The 20,961-nt window shown below is 40.8% G+C and carries 36 protein-coding genes; all 36 read right to left on the bottom strand.

Annotated elements, in window-relative coordinates:
- Positions 1 to 20 precede the first annotated feature (20 nt).
- Positions 21 to 383, bottom strand: a complete 363-nt coding sequence (gene rplQ, locus CRO56_RS21430; RefSeq protein ID WP_097160679.1) for a 50S ribosomal protein L17 — start codon at positions 381 to 383, stop codon at positions 21 to 23.
- A gap of 47 nt (positions 384 to 430) precedes the next feature.
- Positions 431 to 1,375: a DNA-directed RNA polymerase subunit alpha gene (locus tag CRO56_RS21435; RefSeq protein WP_097160680.1), complete on the bottom strand. Its 945-nt coding sequence runs from the start codon at positions 1,373 to 1,375 to the stop codon at positions 431 to 433.
- Between the two features lie 184 nt (positions 1,376 to 1,559).
- Positions 1,560 to 1,949 (bottom strand): 30S ribosomal protein S11, encoded by a 390-nt coding sequence (gene rpsK / locus CRO56_RS21440; RefSeq protein WP_097160681.1) that lies wholly within the window; start codon positions 1,947 to 1,949, stop codon positions 1,560 to 1,562.
- A gap of 24 nt (positions 1,950 to 1,973) precedes the next feature.
- Positions 1,974 to 2,339, bottom strand: a complete 366-nt coding sequence (rpsM, locus tag CRO56_RS21445) for a 30S ribosomal protein S13 (RefSeq protein ID WP_097160682.1) — start codon at positions 2,337 to 2,339, stop codon at positions 1,974 to 1,976.
- Between the two features lie 20 nt (positions 2,340 to 2,359).
- Positions 2,360 to 2,473, bottom strand: coding sequence for a 50S ribosomal protein L36 (gene rpmJ, locus CRO56_RS21450; RefSeq protein WP_000868344.1), 114 nt, complete (start codon positions 2,471 to 2,473; stop codon positions 2,360 to 2,362).
- Between the two features lie 33 nt (positions 2,474 to 2,506).
- Entirely contained in the window at positions 2,507 to 2,725 is a 219-nt protein-coding gene (gene infA / locus CRO56_RS21455; protein WP_003354757.1) for a translation initiation factor IF-1, read from the bottom strand.
- A gap of 130 nt (positions 2,726 to 2,855) precedes the next feature.
- The gene (gene map, locus CRO56_RS21460) at positions 2,856 to 3,602 is read right to left on the bottom strand and encodes a type I methionyl aminopeptidase (protein WP_097160683.1); all 747 of its coding nucleotides are present in this window, start codon (positions 3,600 to 3,602) and stop codon (positions 2,856 to 2,858) included.
- On the bottom strand, positions 3,599 to 4,252 hold the full coding sequence (locus CRO56_RS21465) for an adenylate kinase (protein ID WP_097160684.1): 654 nt from the start codon (positions 4,250 to 4,252) through the stop codon (positions 3,599 to 3,601). Before CRO56_RS21465 ends, map begins: the two co-directional genes overlap by 4 nt.
- A gap of 114 nt (positions 4,253 to 4,366) precedes the next feature.
- Positions 4,367 to 5,659 (bottom strand): preprotein translocase subunit SecY, encoded by a 1,293-nt coding sequence (gene secY, locus CRO56_RS21470; RefSeq protein WP_097160685.1) that lies wholly within the window; start codon positions 5,657 to 5,659, stop codon positions 4,367 to 4,369.
- On the bottom strand, positions 5,659 to 6,099 hold the full coding sequence (rplO, locus tag CRO56_RS21475; protein ID WP_097160686.1) for a 50S ribosomal protein L15: 441 nt from the start codon (positions 6,097 to 6,099) through the stop codon (positions 5,659 to 5,661). Before rplO ends, secY begins: the two co-directional genes overlap by 1 nt.
- 30 nt (positions 6,100 to 6,129) lie before the next feature.
- Positions 6,130 to 6,312: a 50S ribosomal protein L30 gene (rpmD, locus tag CRO56_RS21480; RefSeq protein WP_097160687.1), complete on the bottom strand. Its 183-nt coding sequence runs from the start codon at positions 6,310 to 6,312 to the stop codon at positions 6,130 to 6,132.
- Positions 6,313 to 6,326: 14 nt separating this feature from the next.
- Positions 6,327 to 6,827, bottom strand: a complete 501-nt coding sequence (gene rpsE / locus CRO56_RS21485) for a 30S ribosomal protein S5 (protein WP_097160688.1) — start codon at positions 6,825 to 6,827, stop codon at positions 6,327 to 6,329.
- Positions 6,828 to 6,849: 22 nt separating this feature from the next.
- Entirely contained in the window at positions 6,850 to 7,212 is a 363-nt protein-coding gene (gene rplR / locus CRO56_RS21490; protein ID WP_097160689.1) for a 50S ribosomal protein L18, read from the bottom strand.
- Positions 7,213 to 7,245: 33 nt separating this feature from the next.
- On the bottom strand, positions 7,246 to 7,782 hold the full coding sequence (gene rplF, locus CRO56_RS21495; RefSeq protein ID WP_097160690.1) for a 50S ribosomal protein L6: 537 nt from the start codon (positions 7,780 to 7,782) through the stop codon (positions 7,246 to 7,248).
- A 31-nt stretch (positions 7,783 to 7,813) separates the two neighbouring features.
- A complete protein-coding gene (gene rpsH, locus CRO56_RS21500; RefSeq protein WP_097160691.1) occupies positions 7,814 to 8,212 on the bottom strand; it encodes a 30S ribosomal protein S8 in 399 nt (132 codons plus the stop codon).
- 34 nt (positions 8,213 to 8,246) lie between these two features.
- Entirely contained in the window at positions 8,247 to 8,432 is a 186-nt protein-coding gene (locus tag CRO56_RS21505) for a type Z 30S ribosomal protein S14 (protein WP_097160692.1), read from the bottom strand.
- Between the two features lie 25 nt (positions 8,433 to 8,457).
- Complete coding sequence (gene rplE / locus CRO56_RS21510) at positions 8,458 to 8,997, bottom strand: 50S ribosomal protein L5 (RefSeq protein WP_097160693.1); 540 nt, start codon at positions 8,995 to 8,997, stop codon at positions 8,458 to 8,460.
- Between the two features lie 31 nt (positions 8,998 to 9,028).
- Positions 9,029 to 9,337, bottom strand: coding sequence for a 50S ribosomal protein L24 (gene rplX, locus CRO56_RS21515; protein WP_097160694.1), 309 nt, complete (start codon positions 9,335 to 9,337; stop codon positions 9,029 to 9,031).
- Between the two features lie 37 nt (positions 9,338 to 9,374).
- Complete coding sequence (rplN, locus tag CRO56_RS21520; RefSeq protein ID WP_097160695.1) at positions 9,375 to 9,743, bottom strand: 50S ribosomal protein L14; 369 nt, start codon at positions 9,741 to 9,743, stop codon at positions 9,375 to 9,377.
- A 43-nt stretch (positions 9,744 to 9,786) separates the two neighbouring features.
- Positions 9,787 to 10,050, bottom strand: coding sequence for a 30S ribosomal protein S17 (rpsQ, locus tag CRO56_RS21525; RefSeq protein WP_097160696.1), 264 nt, complete (start codon positions 10,048 to 10,050; stop codon positions 9,787 to 9,789).
- Positions 10,051 to 10,074: 24 nt separating this feature from the next.
- Positions 10,075 to 10,278, bottom strand: a complete 204-nt coding sequence (gene rpmC, locus CRO56_RS21530) for a 50S ribosomal protein L29 (protein WP_097160697.1) — start codon at positions 10,276 to 10,278, stop codon at positions 10,075 to 10,077.
- Positions 10,268 to 10,702, bottom strand: a complete 435-nt coding sequence (gene rplP, locus CRO56_RS21535) for a 50S ribosomal protein L16 (RefSeq protein ID WP_097160698.1) — start codon at positions 10,700 to 10,702, stop codon at positions 10,268 to 10,270. Before rplP ends, rpmC begins: the two co-directional genes overlap by 11 nt.
- 1 nt (position 10,703) lies before the next feature.
- Positions 10,704 to 11,360: a 30S ribosomal protein S3 gene (gene rpsC, locus CRO56_RS21540; RefSeq protein ID WP_097160699.1), complete on the bottom strand. Its 657-nt coding sequence runs from the start codon at positions 11,358 to 11,360 to the stop codon at positions 10,704 to 10,706.
- Between the two features lie 3 nt (positions 11,361 to 11,363).
- Positions 11,364 to 11,705 (bottom strand): 50S ribosomal protein L22, encoded by a 342-nt coding sequence (gene rplV, locus CRO56_RS21545; protein WP_097160700.1) that lies wholly within the window; start codon positions 11,703 to 11,705, stop codon positions 11,364 to 11,366.
- A gap of 20 nt (positions 11,706 to 11,725) precedes the next feature.
- Positions 11,726 to 12,004 carry a 30S ribosomal protein S19 gene (gene rpsS / locus CRO56_RS21550; RefSeq protein WP_097160701.1) on the bottom strand — a complete coding sequence of 93 codons (279 nt, stop codon included), beginning with the start codon at positions 12,002 to 12,004 and terminating at the stop codon, positions 11,726 to 11,728.
- Between the two features lie 60 nt (positions 12,005 to 12,064).
- A complete protein-coding gene (rplB, locus tag CRO56_RS21555; protein WP_097160702.1) occupies positions 12,065 to 12,895 on the bottom strand; it encodes a 50S ribosomal protein L2 in 831 nt (276 codons plus the stop codon).
- 37 nt (positions 12,896 to 12,932) lie between these two features.
- On the bottom strand, positions 12,933 to 13,220 hold the full coding sequence (gene rplW / locus CRO56_RS21560) for a 50S ribosomal protein L23 (protein WP_179714399.1): 288 nt from the start codon (positions 13,218 to 13,220) through the stop codon (positions 12,933 to 12,935).
- Positions 13,217 to 13,840: a 50S ribosomal protein L4 gene (gene rplD / locus CRO56_RS21565; protein WP_097160704.1), complete on the bottom strand. Its 624-nt coding sequence runs from the start codon at positions 13,838 to 13,840 to the stop codon at positions 13,217 to 13,219. Before rplD ends, rplW begins: the two co-directional genes overlap by 4 nt.
- 26 nt (positions 13,841 to 13,866) lie before the next feature.
- Positions 13,867 to 14,496, bottom strand: coding sequence for a 50S ribosomal protein L3 (gene rplC, locus CRO56_RS21570; protein ID WP_097160705.1), 630 nt, complete (start codon positions 14,494 to 14,496; stop codon positions 13,867 to 13,869).
- A gap of 36 nt (positions 14,497 to 14,532) precedes the next feature.
- Positions 14,533 to 14,841, bottom strand: a complete 309-nt coding sequence (gene rpsJ / locus CRO56_RS21575; RefSeq protein WP_013858078.1) for a 30S ribosomal protein S10 — start codon at positions 14,839 to 14,841, stop codon at positions 14,533 to 14,535.
- A gap of 533 nt (positions 14,842 to 15,374) precedes the next feature.
- Complete coding sequence (locus CRO56_RS21580; protein ID WP_097160706.1) at positions 15,375 to 15,875, bottom strand: hypothetical protein; 501 nt, start codon at positions 15,873 to 15,875, stop codon at positions 15,375 to 15,377.
- A 203-nt stretch (positions 15,876 to 16,078) separates the two neighbouring features.
- Positions 16,079 to 17,266 carry an elongation factor Tu gene (tuf, locus tag CRO56_RS21585; protein ID WP_097160707.1) on the bottom strand — a complete coding sequence of 396 codons (1,188 nt, stop codon included), beginning with the start codon at positions 17,264 to 17,266 and terminating at the stop codon, positions 16,079 to 16,081.
- 131 nt (positions 17,267 to 17,397) lie between these two features.
- Entirely contained in the window at positions 17,398 to 19,476 is a 2,079-nt protein-coding gene (gene fusA, locus CRO56_RS21590; RefSeq protein WP_097160708.1) for an elongation factor G, read from the bottom strand.
- A 56-nt stretch (positions 19,477 to 19,532) separates the two neighbouring features.
- Positions 19,533 to 20,003 (bottom strand): 30S ribosomal protein S7, encoded by a 471-nt coding sequence (rpsG, locus tag CRO56_RS21595; protein ID WP_097160709.1) that lies wholly within the window; start codon positions 20,001 to 20,003, stop codon positions 19,533 to 19,535.
- Between the two features lie 41 nt (positions 20,004 to 20,044).
- A complete protein-coding gene (rpsL, locus tag CRO56_RS21600) occupies positions 20,045 to 20,464 on the bottom strand; it encodes a 30S ribosomal protein S12 (RefSeq protein WP_097160710.1) in 420 nt (139 codons plus the stop codon).
- A 113-nt stretch (positions 20,465 to 20,577) separates the two neighbouring features.
- The gene (locus tag CRO56_RS21605; protein WP_097160711.1) at positions 20,578 to 20,832 is read right to left on the bottom strand and encodes a 50S ribosomal protein L7ae-like protein; all 255 of its coding nucleotides are present in this window, start codon (positions 20,830 to 20,832) and stop codon (positions 20,578 to 20,580) included.
- Positions 20,833 to 20,961 lie beyond the last annotated feature (129 nt).

The raw sequence follows: 20,961 nt of genomic DNA on the forward strand, positions 1-20,961 counted from the left end.
CGCCCTTTTTAGTCTGATTATTAAACTAATTCGATAATAACCATTGGCGCTCCGTCACCACGGCGAGGTCCAAGTTTCATGATACGAGTGTACCCGCCTTGACGCTCTTCGTAACGAGGTGCGATCTCACTAAATAACTTTTGAATTGCGTCTTGACCGCTTTCTTCGTTCGCCACTTCATGGCGAATGTAAGCAGCAGCTTGACGACGAGCATGAAGATCTCCACGTTTTCCAAGTGTGATCATCTTCTCAACAACAGAACGTAATTCTTTCGCACGCGCTTCTGTTGTCTCGATGCGTTCACTAATAATTAAATCAGTCGTAAGGTCACGAAGTAACGCTTTACGTTGATCGCTTGTACGTCCTAGTTTTCTGTAAGACATATAGATTCCCTCCTTTTTGTAAAGGTCATGTTGTATGTCAAGCTTCTTTAGTCGTCTTTTCTTAGTCCTAAGCCAAGATCTTCTAGCTTAGCTTTTACTTCTTCAAGAGATTTACGGCCAAGGTTTCTGACTTTCATCATATCCTCTTCGGTTTTGTTCGCTAACTCTTGAACAGTATTAATACCTGCACGTTTTAAACAGTTATATGAACGAACAGATAAATCAAGTTCTTCAATTGTCATTTCAAGAACTTTTTCTTTTTGATCTTCTTCTTTCTCGACCATGATTTCTGCATTTTGTGCTTCATCTGTTAAGCCGACAAAGATATTAAGATGCTCAGTCAGGATCTTTGCCCCTAAAGCCACAGCCTCATGTGGTGCATTGCTTCCATCGGTCCAAACATCTAACGTTAATTTATCGTAATTCGTCATCTGACCAACACGAGTGTTCTCTACTTGATAAGACACACGGGCTACTGGTGTATAAATCGAATCAATCGGAATTACACCAATAGGTTGGTCTTCTCTTTTATTTTGTTCAGCTGTTGCATATCCACGGCCTCTTCTCGCAAATAAACGCATACGAAGATGCCCTTTGCTAGAAAGAGTAGCAATATGAAGATCTGGGTTTAAGATTTCAACATCACTATCATGTGTAATGTCTCCGGCTGTAACCGGACCTTCTCCTTGCGCATCAATTTCTAATGTTTTTTCTTCATCAGAATATATTTTAAGCGCAAGCTTCTTGATATTTAAGATAATAGTCGTGACATCCTCAACGACACCTTCAATTGTTGAAAACTCATGGAGCACTCCATCAATCTGAATGGATGTGACGGCAGCACCTGGGAGTGAGGATAAAAGAATACGTCGTAGGGAATTCCCTAGAGTTGTACCATATCCACGCTCGAGCGGTTCTACGACAAACTTTCCGTACTTAGCGTCATCGTTGATCTCAACCGTTTCAATTTTTGGTTTTTCAATCTCGATCATTCAACAATACCCTCCTTCAACGTCGATAACCCGGTCAGAATACTTTGTACCGCAAGGATGTTTCAATTAAATCCATTTAGGGCATGTATTCAGAAATTGAGTATAAACAACGTATTCTGTATAAAAGGCAAAAAATGCTATCATATCCCATTATAGACATGGATATGAAAGTTATACAGAAAAATTACACACGGCGACGTTTTGGCGGGCGGCATCCGTTATGTGGAACAGGTGTCACGTCTCTGATAGCAGTTACTTCTAGTCCAGCAGATTGTAATGCACGGATTGCAGCTTCACGTCCAGCACCAGGGCCTTTTACAGTAACCTCTAAAGTTTTCATACCGTGTTCCATAGATCCTTTAGCAGCCGTTTCAGCAGCCATTTGCGCAGCAAATGGAGTAGACTTACGAGATCCCTTGAATCCTAGCGCACCAGCACTTGACCAAGCGACCGCATTCCCGTGAACATCTGTGATTGTTACAATTGTATTATTAAAAGTAGAACGAATGTGTGCAACACCTGCTTCAATGTTCTTTTTCACACGACGTTTACGTGTATTCGTTTTACGTGCCATATTGATGGTAACCTCCTTTACTTATTATTTCTTCTTGTTCGCAACTGTTTTACGTGGTCCTTTACGAGTACGGGCATTGTTCTTCGTATTTTGTCCACGAACAGGTAATCCGCGACGGTGACGTAGACCGCGATAGCAGCCAATTTCCATTAAACGCTTAATGTTAAGAGAAACCTCACGGCGTAAGTCCCCTTCAACTTTCAGCCTATCTACGATTTCACGAATTTTTGTTAGTTCGTCTTCAGTTAGATCACGAACACGTGTATCTTCAGAAACGCCTGCTTCAGCTAAAATTCGTTTTGCTGTTGGTACACCAATTCCAAAAATATATGTTAATGAAATGACAATACGCTTTTCACGAGGAATATCTACTCCTGCAATACGAGCCATCGATCAGCACCTCCTTCAAATTATCCTTGTTTTTGCTTATGTTTAGGATTTTCACAAATCACCATTACTTTACCACGTCTGCGAATAACTTTACATTTTTCGCAAATAGGCTTAACTGATGGTCTTACCTTCACTTTTTTCAACCTCCCTAATATACGGAGTAAGGTTTATTTATAGCGGTATGTGATTCTGCCGCGTGTAAGGTCATATGGCGACAATTCAACCGTTACTTTATCACCTGGCAGGATACGGATAAAATGCATACGGATCTTCCCAGAAACATGGGCAAGAACAGTATGTCCATTCTCCAATTCTACCTTAAACATCGCGTTTGGCAAAGTTTCGGTTACTGTGCCTTCTACCTCAATTACATCATCTTTTGCCATCGAGATCATCTCCCTTCCATGGGCTTTCTCAAGTGTATCTATTCAACGTAAAACGTAATTTACGATTATACCAAACAGACTGCATTATACTCTTTTTCACACAAATGAGCAACAGCATAATGAAATTTATCTACGCTTTTGTTAAAATCTCAAAGCCAGAATCCGTAATGGCAATCGCATGCTCAAAGTGAGCGCACATTTTACCATCCACCGTCACGACTGTCCAATCATCAGAAAGGGTTTTAACATGTCGACTCCCAGCATTCACCATTGGTTCAACGCAAAAAACCATTCCTGGTTTTAGTTTTGGACCGATATCAGGTGGACCAAAGTGAGGGACTTGTGGGTCTTCATGTAATTCTTGACCAATTCCATGTCCGACATACTCACGTACGATGTAAAAACCGCATGTCTCAACATACGTCTGAATTGCATGGGAGATGTTCGATAGTCTTACGCCGGGCTTTGCTTCGTTTAAACCCTTATATAAGGATTCCTCTGTCACCTCTAGCAACCTATGAGTTTCTTCACTTATTTGCCCAACCGGGTACGTCCAAGCCGAATCTGCATGATAGCCATTATATTTCGCACCTACATCGATGGAAATGATATCTCCATCATTTAGAACTCGATTACCTGGTATACCGTGGACGAGCTCTTCGTTAACAGAAACACAAATGCTGCCACGAAAACCATTATAGCCCTTAAACGAAGGAATTGCACCTAACTTGCGAATAAATGAGTCGGCAATTGTATCCAATTCCTTTGTCGTTACGCCGGGCTGAATATACTGTTTTGTTTCTTGAAGTGTCAAAGCAACAATTCGTCCTGCTTCCCTCATGATTTCTATTTCATGAGGTGTTTTAAGCTTAATCATGCACGTAAGTCCCCTACAAGCTTTTCAATCTCTTGGAAGACTACTTGAATATCTTGCTGTCCATTAATATTACGCAAATACCCTTTTTCTTGATAGAAATCAAGTAATGGCTGCATTTGCTTCATATTAACCTCAAGACGATTTTGAACGGTTTCCGCATTGTCATCTGCTCGTTGGTAAAGCTCTCCACCACAGCGGTCACATACTCCTTCTTTTGCAGGAGGATTAAAGACTAAGTGATAAGTAGCTCCACAATCCTTACAGATTCTACGGCCCGTTAGACGCTCCATAAGCACACTTTTATCGACTTCGATATGAATGACATAATCCAATCCTTTTTCTAAGTCGTTTAAAAGCTGTTCAAGAGCTTCTGCTTGAGGAACTGTTCTAGGAAATCCATCAAGTAAAAATCCCTTTTTACAATCATCTTTGCTTAAACGCTCTTTCACAATCCCAATCGTTACTTCATCTGGAACTAGTTCTCCTTTATCCATAAAGGATTTCGCCTTTAAGCCAAGATCTGTTTCTTCCTTAATCGCTGCTCGGAACATATCTCCAGTTGAGATATGAGGGATATCGTACTTCGCTACGATTTTTTCAGCTTGAGTCCCTTTCCCAGCACCAGGGAGACCCATTAGAACTAAATTCATGCCTATTTCCCCCTCAGTCTCAAAATTAAGGGTTAGACCTAAAGATTTAGCCCCTTCTATTACAAAGAAGGGGAGATACTCTAGGTAGGGTTTAGCCCCTAACTTTTAAAGGATCTATTTGATAAAGCCTTTGTAATGACGTTTTACCAATTGCGCTTCTAATTGTTTCATTGTTTCTAAAGCGACCCCAACCACGATGATAATGCTAGTTCCTCCAATTTGTGCGCTTGGCGGAAGGTTAGCAAACTCGATGAAGAAGAAAGGTAAGATAGACACGACACTTAAGAACAATGCCCCAACAAAGGTGAGACGGTATAAAACCTTCGTTAAGTAAGATTGTGTCTGTGCACCAGGTCTTATTCCAGGGATATATCCGCCTTGCTTCTTCAAGTTTTCCGATACTTGTTCAGGATTTACTTGAATAAAAGCATAGAAATAGGTGAAAGCAATAATCAGCGCTACATAAATAGCCATTCCAATCGGCTGTGTGTAATCAAAAATACGTATTATCCAATTAGTAACTGCGTTATCTTCAAAAAACTGTGCAATGGTTTGCGGCGTGATCATGAAAGAAACGGCAAAGATTACAGGGATAACTCCAGCTGCGTTTACTTTCAATGGAAGGTGTGTATTTTGCCCACCGCCCACAGGATTCTTTCCAGATACACGCTTTGCATATTGTACAGGAATTTTACGAAGAGCTTGTTGAATGAAAATGACACCTACGATGATCGCAATTACGGCTAATACCACTAGAGCAACTGTTACGATTCGGATAAATATTTGATCGCCAGCATCGGAAAATTGTTGTGTCATGTATTGACTGATAGTAGTCGGAATGGCGGCAACGATACCAGCAAAGATTAGAATGGAAATTCCATTTCCTACGCCCTTGCTTGTAATTTGCTCTCCTAACCACAACAAGAATGCTGTTCCAGCTGTTAATACTAGTGCTATTAATAGATAAGTGCCGATACTTGGATTTTGAATGAGACCTCCGCCAGAGATCGCATTAAATCCGTATGCCATACCAAATGCCTGGATGAAACCAAGCACGATCGTACCATAACGGGTAACTTGAGCGAGTTTTCTTCGGCCCACGTCCCCTTGCTTAGACCACTCAGTAAACTTCGGTACAACGTCCATCTGTAGAAGCTGAACAATAATTGAAGCTGTAATGTAAGGCATAATCCCTGTCGCAAAGATAGAGAATTGTGCCAAAGCCCCTCCACCGAAGATATTGAGAAGCCCAAATGCACTGTTATTACCAAAATTTAATGCTTCTGGGTTCACCCCAGGTACGGGGATGAATGTCCCGATTCTAAATACAAGAAGCATTAATAGAGTGAATATAATTTTATTTCTTATATCTTTTACACGCATGAAATTGGAGATTGTCCGAAACATTAAATCACCTCAGTTTGACCGCCTGCTGCTTCGATTGCTTCTTTAGCAGCGGAAGAAAACTTATGAGCCTTAACAGTAAGTTTCTTTTCAAGCTTACCATCTGCTAGAATTTTAATTCCAGCTTTTTCGCTTTTCACTACACCTGTCTCGATTAGTAGCTCAGGAGTTACTTCTGTACCTTCTTCAAAGCGGTTTAGAGCATCGAGGTTTACAATTGCATATTCTTTACGATTGATATTTGTAAATCCACGTTTAGGCAGACGTTGGAATAGAGGAGTTTGACCACCTTCAAAACCAAGTCTTACACCGCCGCCAGAACGTGCATTTTGACCTTTATGTCCTTTACCAGCAGTTTTTCCGTTTCCAGAACCGATTCCGCGTCCAACTCGGTTACGTTCTTTACGGGAACCTGGTGTAGGCTTCAATTCATGTAGCTTCATTATTGGCACCTCCTTGTTCTATGGAAATAATTATTGTTCCTTCACAGTTACAAGGTGTGAAACTTTGTTAATCATTCCGCGAATTGCTGCATTATCTTCATGAACAACCGTTTGGTGCAGCTTTTTAAGTCCTAAAGTTTTAACGGTAACACGTTGATCTTCAGGACGACCAATTAGGCTGCGTGTAAGGGTGATTTCGAGTTTTTTTGCCATTGGTTTTCCCCCCCTTATCCTAACAGTTCTTCAACTGATTTTCCACGTAGTTTAGCAACGTCTTCAGCACGTTTTAACTGTTTTAATCCTTCAACTGTAGCACGCACCATGTTAATTGGTGTGTTTGTTCCAAGTGACTTAGATAGGATATCAGATACACCTGCTAATTCAAGTACCGCACGAACAGGTCCGCCCGCGATAACTCCAGTACCTTCAGAAGCTGGCTTTAACAAAATTTCACCCGCACCGTAGTGACCTACAACTTCGTGAGGAATTGTAGTGCTTACCATAGGTACAGAAATTAAATTTTTCTTCGCATCTTCAATTGCTTTACGGATCGCATCTGGTACCTCTTGCGCTTTACCAGTTCCGAAACCGACGTGACCATTTTTATCTCCAACTACTACAAGTGCAGAGAAACGGAAACGACGTCCACCTTTAACAACCTTCGCAACACGATTTACCGTAACAACACGTTCTTCTAGCTCTAGTTTATTGGCATCAATGCGACGCATTCATTTGTCCCTCCTTTGTCTATTAAAATTCTAGACCGTTCTCACGAGCTGCATCTGCTAATGCTTTGATACGCCCGTGGTATAAATAACCGCCGCGGTCAAAAACAACTTCTTTAAAGCCTTTTTCAACTGCTCTTTTCGCGATTAATTCACCAACTTTAGCTGCTGCTTCAATGTTACCTGTGCTTTCAAGTCCGAAATCCTTTTCAGCAGATGAAGCACTTGCAACTGTTACACCATTTACATCATCGATAAGCTGAACATAAATGTATTTGTTTGAGCGAAATACGTTTAGACGTGGACGCTCACTAGTTCCAGTAAGTTTCGAGCGAACACGAGCGTGTCTTTTCTTACGGACAGCGTTCTTACTAGTCTTTGTGATCACGTAAGCTCACTCCTTTCTGTTACCTATGCGGCATTATTTACCTGTTTTACCTTCTTTACGGCGTACATGCTCACCTTCATAACGAATCCCTTTACCTTTGTAAGGTTCTGGCGGACGAACGTCACGAATGTTAGCAGCTAGAGCACCAACACGCTCTTTATTGAAACCTTTAACGATGATTTTCGTAGCAGAAGGAACTTCGATTTCGATTCCTTTTTCTGGTTCGATCTCAACTGGGTGTGAGTAACCAACGTTTAAGACAAGCTTATTCCCTTGCTTAGAAGCACGGTATCCGACCCCAATTAGCTCTAAGCCTCTTTCAAATCCTTTTGATACACCTTCCACCATATTTGCTAGTAACGCACGAGTTGTTCCGTGCAATGTACGGTGTTCTTGTGATTCAGAAGGACGGGTTACGTTAATCACGTTGTCTTCTATCTCAATATTAATAGCTGGGTTAAATGAACGAGTTAATTCACCTTTAGGTCCTTTAACCGTTACAGTGTTGTTGTCAAGAGTGACGGTAACACCTGCTGGTACCTCAATAGGTTTTTTACCTACACGAGACATGCTTTGCACCTCCATTCACAAATCTGTTGTATTACCAAACGTAAGCAAGGACTTCGCCGCCCACTTGCTTAGCACGTGCTTCTTTATCTGTAAGTACACCTTGAGATGTAGATACGATTGCAATACCAAGTCCATTAAGAACGCGTGGAACTTCATTCGCTTTTGCGTATACGCGCAGACCAGGTTTACTGATTCTCTTAAGGCCAGTTATAACACGTTCGTTATTTACACCGTATTTTAAGAAAATACGAATAACACCTTGTTTGTTATCTTCGATATGTTCTACATCACGTACGAAACCTTCACGCTTCAAAATTTCAGCGACTTCTTTTTTGAGTTTTGAAGCAGGAACTTCAAGAACCTCGTGACGTACCATATTCGCATTACGAATACGAGTTAGCATATCTGCAATTGGATCTGTCATGACCATTGTGTAATGACCTCCTTCCCACGTTCCTTAGATTTTACCAGCTGGCTTTTTTAACGCCAGGAATTTGACCTTTGTATGCAAGTTCACGGAAGCAAATACGGCAAAGTTTAAATTTGCGGTATACAGAGTGTGGACGTCCGCAACGTTCACAACGTGTATATTCACGAACTTTATACTTTTGCGTGCGTTGTTGCTTCGCAATCATTGATTTTTTAGCCACGTTTTCGCCTCCCTTTTATTAGCGACTACTTTTGGAATGGCATTCCAAACTGAGTTAATAGTTCACGTGATTCTTCATCAGTGTTGGCAGTTGTAACAATTACGATGTCCATACCGCGCACTTTACTCACTTTATCGTAATCGATCTCAGGGAAGATAAGCTGTTCACGAATTCCTAATGTGTAGTTTCCTCTGCCATCAAATGCCTTCTTAGAGATTCCACGGAAGTCACGTACACGTGGAAGAGAAACTGCGATTAACTTATCTAGGAATTCATACATACGCTCACCACGAAGTGTTACCTTCGCACCGATTGGCATACCCTCACGAAGACGGAATCCTGCAATGGATTTCTTCGCTCTTGTTACAACTGGCTTTTGACCAGTGATGATTTCTAGTTCTTCTACAGCGTTATCAAGTGCTTTTGCGTTTTGAACGGCATCACCAACACCCATGTTGATAACGATTTTTTCAATTTTAGGCACTTGCATAATGGATTTATAGTTAAACTTACTCATAAGAGAAGGTGTAATTTCTTTTACGTATTTTTCTTTTAGGCGGTTCATTCGTCTTTACCTCCCTTCATGTTCGACTCAATCAGTCTAATTTTTCACCAGATTTTTTTGCGACACGTACTTTTTTGCCATCTACTTCCTTATAACCAACACGAGTTGGCTGACCTGTTTTCGGATCGATTGGCATTACGTTTGAAACATGGATTGCTGCTTCACGGCTGATAATTCCGCCTTGCGGATTATCTTGTGAAGGTTTCGCATGCTTTTTCACAATGTTTACGCCTTCGACCACTACACGATCTTTTTTCGGAAACGCTGCAAGAATGACACCGGTTTTACCTTTGTCCTTGCCAGAGATGACCATAACCTTGTCACCTTTTTTTACATGCATCGTATTTCGCACCTCCTTAAAGGCCTCATCACAAATCTTATAGTACTTCTGGGGCTAAAGAAACAATTTTCATGAAGTTGTTATCACGAAGTTCACGAGCAACTGGTCCGAAAATACGTGTACCACGTGGACTTTTATCGTCACGAATAATTACACATGCGTTCTCATCAAATTTGATGTAAGAACCATCGGAACGACGAGCTCCGCTTTTCGTACGGACAATAACAGCTTTAACAACGTCACCTTTTTTAACAACGCCTCCTGGTGTTGCTTGTTTGACTGTACAAACGATCACATCACCAATATTAGCTGTTTTTCTGCCAGATCCACCTAACACTTTAATGGTTAGAACTTCACGTGCACCTGAGTTATCAGCAACTTTTAAACGTGTTTCTTGTTGAATCATGCGTCGTACCTCCCTTCGGAATATGCATAGATCCGAATCATCATTAAATAATAACTGCTTTTTCTACAACTTCAACTAGACGGAAACGCTTTGTAGCAGACAATGGGCGAGTTTCCATGATACGAACGATATCGCCTACTTGTGCTTCATTGTGCTCATCATGAGCTTTGAATTTCTTAGAATATTTCACGCGCTTACCGTATAGAGGATGTTTTTTATGTGTTTCCACTAATACTGTGACCGTTTTATCCATTTTATCGGAAACAACACGACCAGTATATACTTTACGTTGGTTACGTTCACTCATTATTTACGGAAACCTCCTCTCGGGCTATTTGTTAGTTAAGCCGATCTCTCTTTCACGAATTACAGTTTTCATACGAGCGATGGACTTACGAACCTCACGAATGCGAGCAGTGTTTTCCAATTGTCCTGTCGCAAGTTGGAAGCGAAGGTTGAATAATTCTTCTTTAAGAGATTTCACTTTTTGTTCAATTTCGGCAGTGGTTAGTTCACGAATTTCATTAGCCTTCATTTGATTCACCACCAATTTCTTCTCGTTTTACAAACTTACACTTAACAGGCAGTTTGTGAGACGCTAATCGAAGTGCTTCACGAGCGATTTCTTCAGATACGCCTGCAATTTCAAACATAATTTTTCCAGGTTTTACGACAGCCACCCATCCTTCTGGAGCCCCTTTACCGGAACCCATCCGGACTTCTAGAGGTTTTGCAGTATATGGCTTATGAGGGAAGATTTTAATCCAAACCTTACCACCACGTTTCATGTAACGTGTCATCGCAATACGTGCAGCCTCAATTTGGCGGTTTGTAATCCATGAAGCTTCTAATGCTTGTAAACCGTATTCACCAAAGCTAACTTCAGTGCCACCTTTTGCATTTCCACGCATTTTTCCACGGTGTTCACGGCGATACTTTACGCGTTTTGGCAGTAACATATTAGTTACCTCCTTCCTCAGATTTCTTCTTCGTAGGAAGGACTTCTCCACGATAAATCCATACTTTCACGCCAAGCTTACCGTAAGTTGTATCAGCTTCAGCGGTAGCATAGTCAATGTCAGCGCGAAGAGTATGAAGAGGAACAGTTCCTTCGCTGTAATGTTCAGCACGAGCAATATCCGCTCCGCCTAAACGACCAGATACTTGTGTTTTAATTCCTTGTGCACCAGCGCGCATAGCACGTTGAATCGCTTGCTTCTGTGCACGACGGAAAGAAACGCGGTTTTCAAGCTGACGAGCAATGTTCTCAGCAACAAGTTTCGCGTCTAAATCAGCTTTTTTGATTTCCATGATGTTAATGTGTACACGCTTGCCAGTTAATTGGCTAAGTGCTTTACGAAGTGCTTCAACTTCGGTACCACCTTTACCAATTACCATACCAGGCTTCGCAGTGTGAATTGTAATATTAATGCGGTTAGCCGCACGTTCGATTTCTACTTTTGCTACGGATGCATCACTTAAACGTTTTGTGATGTACTCACGTACTTTAATGTCTTCGTGCAGAAGGTTTGCATAGTCTTTGCCAGCATACCATTTTGATTCCCAGTCACGAATGACTCCAATACGTAGACCGATCGGATGTACTTTTTGACCCACGAATTATCCCTCCTTCTTTTCTGATACTACGATCGTGATATGACTCGTACGTTTGTTGATTGCGCTAGCACGTCCCATTGCACGTGGACGGAAACGTTTTAAGGTTGGACCTTCATCAACGAACGCTTGAGTAATCACAAGATTATTTACGTCCATTTCATAGTTATGTTCAGCATTTGCAACTGCGGAATTTAACACCTTTTCAATAACAGGAGAAGCTGTTTTAGGTGTGTGGCGCAAAATTGCGATTGCCTCACCGACTTGCTTTCCTCGGATTAAATCTACTACTAAGCGTACTTTACGAGGAGCAATTCTTACTGTTCTAGCAACAGCTTTAGCTTGCATCATTTTGCCCTCCTCTCGGATTAACGTCTTGTTTTCTTATCGTCATTTGCATGGCCTTTATACGTACGGGTTGGTGCAAACTCTCCAAGTTTATGTCCGACCATATCTTCAGTAATATAAACTGGAACATGTTTGCGTCCATCGTATACAGCGATCGTATGACCGATAAAGCTTGGGAAGATTGTTGAGCGACGTGACCAAGTTTTAATTACTTGCTTTTTGTCTGCTTCGTTTAATTGCTCAACCTTTTTCATTAAATGATCATCTGCAAAAGGTCCTTTTTTCAAGCTACGACCCATTTTTGTGCCTCCCTTCGTGACTCTACTACGGCTCTCTCTTGGAACCGTAGTACAATCCCGTTATTTTTTACGACGACGAACGATGAATTTATCAGATCTGTTCTTTTTCTTACGAGTTTTCGCACCAAGAGTTGGTTTACCCCATGGTGACATTGGAGATTTACGTCCGATAGGCGCTCTACCTTCACCACCACCGTGTGGGTGATCATTAGGGTTCATTACAGAACCACGAACAGTAGGGCGTTTACCTAACCAACGAGAACGTCCTGCTTTACCGATGTTAATTAATTCGTGTTGTTCGTTACCAACTTGACCGATTGAAGCGCGGCATGTAGATAAAATCATGCGAACTTCACCAGAAGTTAAACGAACAAGAACATATTTACCTTCTTTACCAAGAACTTGAGCAGAAGTTCCGGCAGAACGAACAAGCTGTCCGCCTTTACCAGGCTTTAACTCAATATTGTGAATAACTGTACCCATTGGGATATTTCCTAAAGGAAGAGCGTTACCCACTTTGATGTCTGCGTCTGGTCCAGACATTACTTCCATTCCAACTTCTAGGTTTTTAGGTGCTAAAATGTAGCGTTTTTCACCGTCTACATAATTAATGAGTGCGATATTCGCTGAGCGGTTTGGATCATACTCGATTGTAGCAACGCGTCCTGGTATACCATCTTTATCACGTTTGAAATCGATGATACGGTATTGGCGCTTATGTCCTCCGCCCTGATGGCGAACTGTTAACTTACCTTGGTTGTTACGACCAGCTTTTTTGCTTAATGGAGCAAGCAAAGATTTTTCTGGCTTATCAGTAGTGATTTCAGCGAAATCAGAAACTGTCATACCGCGACGACCATTAGAGGTAGGTTTGTATTTTTTAATCGCCACTTTAGTTCCCTCCTCTTCTTATTTAAGTAAGAATCTTTTATGCTTCAAAGATTTCAATCTCTTTGCTATCAGCAGTTAAAGTAACAATCGCTTTGCGACGCTTGTTTGTGTAGCCAGTGTAACGGCCCATGCGCTTGAATTTTCCTTTGTAGTTCATGATGTTAACTTTATCAACTTTCACACCGAAAATTTCTTCGACCGCATCTTTAACTTGAGTTTTGTTTGCTCTTACATCTACTTCAAAAGTGTATTTCTTATCAGCCATAATATCTGCTGCACGTTCAGTAATAACGGGGCGCTTAATGACGTCACGAGCTTCCATTATCCAAGCACCTCCTCTACTTTTTCAACAGCTGCTTTTGTAATGATCAATTGATCATGGTTAAGGACATCAAGAACATTAATGCCATTTGCATCAACAACTGTAATTCCTGGGATGTTGCGTGCAGATAGTGCTACGTTTTCGTTGAACACATCTGTTACAACAAGCGCTTTACGGTTTACAGCTAAACCTTTTAGCACATTTGCAAATTCTTTTGTTTTTGGTTGTTCTAAGTTTAAGCTTTCAAGAACAAGAATGCTTTCACCTTGAACTTTAGAAGATAAAGCTGATTTAATTGCTAAACGACGTACTTTCTTTGGCAGTTTGTAGCTGTAGCTACGTGGAACCGGACCAAATACAATACCACCGCCGCGCCATTGTGGGGAACGGATAGAACCTTGACGAGCACGTCCTGTTCCTTTTTGGCGCCATGGTTTACGTCCACCGCCAGCCACTTCTGAACGATTTTTTACTTTATGAGTTCCTTGTCTTAAAGAAGCTCTTTGCATCATAACCGCTTCGAATAATACGTGATTGTTTGGTTGGATTCCGAACACAGCATCGCTTAATTCAATTTCTCCAACTTGAGAACCACTTTGGTTGTATAGGGCTACTTTTGGCATTCCCTTTTCCTCCTTTCCTAGTTGAATTATTTCGCTTTAACGGCAGATTCAATTTTAATTAATGATTTTTTCGCACCTGGCACATTACCTTTAATAAGTAAAAGGTTGCGATCTGTATCAACCTTTACAATTTGCAGGTTTTGAACAGTTACTTGATCTCCGCCCATGCGTCCAGGAAGAGCTTTTCCTTTGAATACACGGTTAGGAGCTACAGGACCCATTGATCCAGGACGACGATGGTAACGAGAACCGTGAGCCATTGGTCCACGAGATTGTCCATGGCGTTTGATATTACCTTGGAAACCTTTCCCTTTTGAAATTCCTGTTACATCTACTACATCGCCTTCTGCGAAAATATCAACCTTGACTTCCTGACCAACTTCGTAATCTCCAAGATTCGCATCACGGATCTCACGTACGTAGCGCTTAGGTGCAGTATTTGCCTTTTCAGCGTGTCCTTTTTCAGGTTTGTTCGCAAGCTTTTCACGTTTGTCGTCAAAGCCGATTTGAATTGCTTCATATCCATCGGTATCAACTGTTTTCTTTTGAAGAACAACGTTTGCAGCTGCCTCAATAACAGTAACTGGAATAAGATCGCCATTTTCAGCAAAAATCTGCGTCATGCCAATTTTTCTTCCTAAGATTCCTTTGGTCATTCGTCACACCTCCTATAAATTTATCCATATTTATCATTAAAGTTTAATTTCGATGTCTACGCCTGATGGTAGATCTAGTCTCATAAGTGAATCAACTGTTTGTGGAGTTGGGTTCACGATGTCAATAAGACGTTTGTGTGTGCGCATTTCGAATTGCTCACGAGAGTCTTTGTACTTATGGACTGCTCGAAGAATTGTGTACACACTCTTTTCAGTTGGAAGCGGGATTGGACCCGATACATTCGCACCTGAACGTTTTGCTGTTTCTACAATCTTTTCAGCTGATTGATCTAGGATTCTGTGATCATAAGCTTTTAAACGAATACGAATTTTTTGTTTTGCCATTATTTTCCCTCCTTTATCGCCTATTTTCGTAATAGACATTCTCCGCGGAAATATCCTGACGACACTCGCCATGGCAAAGCGGCCGGGTGTGTCAGCAACCTTCCACATCATCGCATTTGAAAGCCAACATTTAATATTATACAGAAATCAAGCCTACTAAGCAATACCAATGTATAAATAATTAAATTTGGCGCACTTTTACTATTATAAAGAGTCAAAACTCTTATTTCAAGGAGTCGCTGGATAATTTATTCGTGTAATGATTTCCAATGAGAGCGATTTTCTGATCATTTTTAACCGAAGAAAAATGGAATGGCGTTTCATTGGTTTTCAAAACAGACACTTTTTCTATTACATGTGAAAAGTGAGCTTTTCTCAAAAAGAGATTCCGAATCGATACAAAATAAAAAACGAATCTGCCGTTAATTATGCAGATCCGCATTGCCATTGTTTATCCTTGACGTTTTTCTTCCTACATATATTGAATGTACCGGTCGTTGCTCCTTCATCAAACATCACACCAAACATTTAAATTACTTCTTATGGCTCTTTTTCTTTTCCCTTACTGCCTGTTTCAGCTCATTTCGAATCGATTGGGAATAGCGAATAAACCAATGTATATCCTCTTCAGTCATTTCCTTCTCTCCGTATCGGCAGGCATCATAGATATTTAGATATTTCTGAGTTTCCTTATTATGATTAATTCCAATTCTTTGAAACCATTCAGCCAAACTTTCATTCCATTTTCGGTTAACACCCTTTTTTACGGCATATTTTTCTAGATTCCAGACTTGTTTTCTAACCAATTGGACAGGTACATTTGAGAAATTCCACTTCTTTAAAATAGAAAATGAACCTTCGTGTTGACTGTATGAAATCACTGCAGCCTCATTTCTTTTCTGATTAATTACTATTTTCCCTTTCGATACGAGGGATATAAATATGATAAAAGCAATCACAAACAGCAGGATAAAAATAATTTCTGTATATCCCTCCACAGCTGCTTCGCTTGCTCCAATTTCAGTTGTTTGCATTTCTTGATTTAGCAGCTTGTATTCTGTTGTTATTTCCGGAAGAGAACCTGTTTTTAAATCTAAGTTAAACAGCCAATTTAAAATCCGATAGAAAGTCCAAAGCAGTAATGATCCAATTTGAGGGTTTTGCTGCTGTAGAAATTTAAAAAAGCCATCGCATAAAAGCGATGGCTATAAAAGATGCTTCTTTATTGAATTAATTGTTACTTAGTGATTGTAGTAACAACACCAGAACCAACTGTACGTCCACCTTCACGGATAGAGAATCTTGTTCCGTCTTCAATCGCGATCGGAGCAATCAATTCTACTGTCATTTCAATGTTATCGCCAGGCATAACCATTTCTACTCCTTCAGGAAGCTGAATGATTCCTGTTACGTCAGTTGTACGGAAGTAGAATTGTGGACGGTAGTTTGAGAAGAATGGAGTATGACGACCACCTTCTTCTTTAGAAAGAACGTAAACTTCAGCTTTGAAGCTAGTGTGTGGTGTAATTGTACCAGGCTTTGCTAATACTTGACCACGTTGTATTTCTTCACGAGCAACCCCACGAAGAAGTGCACCAATGTTGTCTCCAGCTTCAGCATAGTCAAGAAGCTTACGGAACATTTCAACACCAGTTACAGTAGTAGATTTTGGCTCTTCAGAAAGACCAATGATATCGACTACATCCCCAACTTTTACTTGTCCGCGTTCAACACGGCCAGTTGCAACTGTACCACGACCAGTGATTGAGAATACATCCTCAACTGGCATCATGAAAGGTTTGTCAGTGTCACGTTGTGGCGTTGGAACGTACTCATCAACAGCGTCCATAAGTTCAATGATTTTTGCTTCCCATTCAGAATCTCCCTCAAGAGCTTTAAGAGCAGAACCTTTGATTACAGGAATGTCATCGCCAGGGAAATCGTATTCAGAAAGAAGATCACGAACTTCCATTTCAACTAGTTCTAATAGTTCTTCGTCATCTACCATGTCACATTTGTTTAAGAATACAACAAGGTAAGGAACACCTACATTACGAGAAAGAAGAATGTGTTCACGAGTTTGTGGCATTGGACCATCAGCAGCAGATACTACTAGGATCCCTCCATCCATTTGCGCAGCACCAGTGATCATGTTTTTAACATAGTCAGCGTGTCCTGGGCAGTCAACGTGAGCATAGTGACGAGTTTCAGTTTCATATTCAACGTGTGCAGTAGAGATTGTGATTCCACGTTCTCTTTCTTCTGGTGCACCATCAATTTGGTCATATGCACGAGCTTCAGCTTTACCTTGCTTAGCAAGTACAGTAGTGATAGCTGCAGTTAAAGTAGTTTTACCATGGTCAACGTGTCCGATTGTACCAACGTTTACGTGTGGTTTAGAACGATCAAATTTAGCTTTACCCATTAGGAAAATCCTCCTTAAATTTTAAAATAAGTATAGAAAGATTTATATATGGGCTATGAAAACGATTCTCTCGTTTTCATAGCAACCACATTTCTATAAGTAGTTATACTTTATCATAAAGGCGAAATCAATTATTCACCTTTATTTTTTTTAATGATTTCATCAGAAATTGATTTTGGAACCTCTTCGTAATGGTCGAATTGCATTGTGAATACTCCACGGCCTTGTGTAGCAGAACGAAGAGTTGTAGCGTATCCAAACATTTCAGATAGTGGAACCATCGCGCGAACAACCTGAGCGTTACCGCGTGCTTCCATACCTTCAACACGACCGCGACGGGCAGTGATGTTACCCATGATATCGCCCATGTATTCTTCAGGAACGATGACTTCAACTTTCATCACTGGTTCAAGAATTACAGGGTTACATTTAGATGCTGCATTTTTAAGCGCCATAGAAGCAGCAATTTTAAATGCCATTTCACTGGAGTCAACATCATGGTAAGATCCATCAAACAATCTAGCTTTGATATCTACTAATGGGAACCCTGCTAATACTCCTCTTTCAAGAGCATCTTCAAGACCCGCTTCAACAGCTGGGATGTATTCACGCGGAACGACACCACCGACGATTCCATTTTCGAATTCGAAGCCTTTTCCTTCTTCGTTTGGAGAGAATTCAATCCAAACGTGTCCGTATTGTCCGCGTCCACCAGATTGACGGGCAAATTTACCTTCAACCTGTGCAGAAGAACGGAATGTTTCACGGTATGCCACCTGTGGTGCACCCACATTGGCTTCAACCTTGAATTCACGTTTCATACGGTCTACAAGGATATCTAAGTGAAGTTCTCCCATTCCGGCGATAATAACTTGTCCAGTTTCCTGATCAGTATATGCACGGAAAGTAGGGTCTTCTTCTTGAAGTTTTTGTAATGCTGTCGACATTTTATCTTGGTCAGCTTTAGATTTAGGTTCGATAGAAAGCTGGATTACTGGCTCTGGGAATTCCATTGATTCTAGGATTACTAGATTCTTCTCATCACAGAGAGTGTCACCAGTTGTTGTATCCTTTAAACCAACAGCTGCCGCGATATCTCCAGAATGTACCATAGAGATTTCTTCACGGTGGTTTGCGTGCATTTGCAGGATACGTCCTACACGTTCACGCTTACCTTTTGTTGAGTTTTGTACATATGAACCAGAACTTAATGTTCCAGAATATACACGGAAGAATGTAAGTTTACCAACATAAGGGTCAGTCATAACTTTAAATGCAAGAGCAGCAAATGGCTCTTCATCACTTGAATGACGTTCAACTACTTCATCTGAATCAGGCAGTGTACCTTTAATAGCTGGTACATCAAGTGGAGATGGAAGGTAGTCAATTACAGCATCTAGCATTAATTGTACACCTTTATTTTTAAAGGCAGATCCGCAAAGAACCGGATAGAATTCAACGTTAACAGTACCTTTACGAATAGCAGCTTTAATCTCTTCGTTCGTGAGTTCTTCACCGCCAAGATACTTTTCCATTAATTCTTCATCAAGCTCAGCTACCGCTTCAATTAATTTTTCGCGGTATTCTTCTGCTTGTGCTCGGTACTCTTCAGGAATTTCACGCTGTTCAATATCGGTACCTAAGTCGTTACCATAGAACGTTGCTTTCATTTCAACAAGGTCAATAATACCTTCAAATTGATCTTCAGCACCAATAGGAAGCTGAATAGGATGTGCATTAGCTTGTAAACGTTCATGGAGTGTTTTTACAGAGTACAGGAAGTCTGCACCGATTTTATCCATTTTGTTTACAAACACAACACGTGGTACTCCGTAAGTTGTCGCTTGACGCCAAACTGTTTCAGTTTGAGGTTCAACACCCGATTGGGCATCAAGAACTGCAACCGCACCATCTAATACACGCAATGAACGCTCAACTTCTACAGTGAAGTCCACGTGTCCTGGAGTGTCGATGATGTTTACGCGGTTCCCTTTCCATTGTGCAGTTGTTGCAGCAGATGTAATCGTAATTCCGCGTTCTTGTTCTTGCTCCATCCAGTCCATCTGAGATGCACCTTCATGAGTTTCGCCAATCTTGTGAATACGACCAGTGTAATAAAGAATACGCTCAGTTGTTGTTGTTTTACCAGCATCAATGTGAGCCATGATCCCTATATTACGCGTATTTTCTAAGGAGAACTCTCTGGCCATTTAGTCTTTCTCCTTCCTTTTCGTGTGGAATAATGATTTGTATTAAATAAGAAATATTACCAGCGATAGTGAGCAAACGCTTTGTTTGCTTCTGCCATTTTGTGAGTATCTTCACGTTTCTTAACAGCAGCTCCAGTGTTGTTAGCTGCATCAAGAATTTCGTTAGCAAGACGCTCTTCCATTGTTTTTTCACCGCGAAGACGCGCATAGTTTACTAACCAGCGCAAACCAAGTGTTGTACGACGGTCTGGGCGAACTTCAACTGGTACTTGGTAGTTTGAACCACCGACACGACGCGCACGCACTTCAAGAACAGGCATAATGTTTTTAAGAGCTTGGTCAAATACCTCCATAGGCTCTTTACCTGTACGTTCTTGAATAAGTTCAAAAGCTGAATAAAGAATCTTTTGAGATTTTCCTCTTTTACCGTCAATCATCATTTTGTTGATTAAACGAGTAACGAGTTTTGAATTATAAAGCGGATCTGGCAGTACATCTCTTTTTGCTACAGGTCCTTTACGTGGCATGATGTATCCTCCTTTCAAAGATGTTTTATGAAATCATTCTATTATTTTTTCTCTTTTGGTCTTTTTGTTCCGTATTTAGAACGACCTTGTTTACGTTCGTTAACTCCTGCAGTATCAAGAGCACCACGAACAATGTGATAACGTACCCCTGGCAAGTCCTTTACACGGCCGCCACGAATTAGTACAACACTGTGTTCTTGCAAATTGTGTCCGATACCAGGAATGTAAGCTGTAACTTCGATTCCGTTTGTTAAACGAACACGCGCATATTTACGCAATGCTGAGTTTGGTTTTTTCGGTGTCATTGTACCAACACGAGTACATACTCCACGCTTTTGTGGTGAAGAAAGGTTAGTTTGAGATTTTTTAAAGCTGTTATAACCTTTGTTAAGCGCTGGAGATTTTGATTTTTCCTCTTTAGTTTGACGCGGCTTGCGCACTAGTTGGTTAATAGTAGGCATCTGTTTGTGTCCTCCCTTCTTCATTTCTAATCTAGGTCCAAGTTCTAGTTCCACACATCCAGGTGGTTCATTTTTTGGACAAAAGAAAAGATTGCAACGAGAAATTGCAACATTCATTTCTCTTTAATAATCCCAACAGCAGTAGCTTTCACATCAATCCCACAAGCTTTTCCTAATCTTTGCATGGAGTCTACTCGTTGAATTGGGACATCGTGTTCTTCCGCAGCGGCCAATACAGGATTGGTTACCCTAGGATCTGCGTCAGCTGCCAGTACAACAGCTTTCACACGACCATTTTGAATAGCCTTGACTGTTTGTTTCGTTCCTACGACTATTTCTTTTGCAGTTGATACTTTTTCATAAGACACTTAAAGTTCCTCCAAAGCATCATTTTCGTAAGAAGCACCTTTGCTATAATATCATCCCGAAAGAATAAATGTCAACAATAGAAATAAATTTTTCAGTGTTAAAGAATCGTAAATTTCAATTTAAATGAA

Source organism: Bacillus oleivorans (assembly GCF_900207585.1).
Taxonomy (GTDB): Bacteria; Bacillota; Bacilli; order Bacillales; family JC228; genus Bacillus_BF; species Bacillus_BF oleivorans.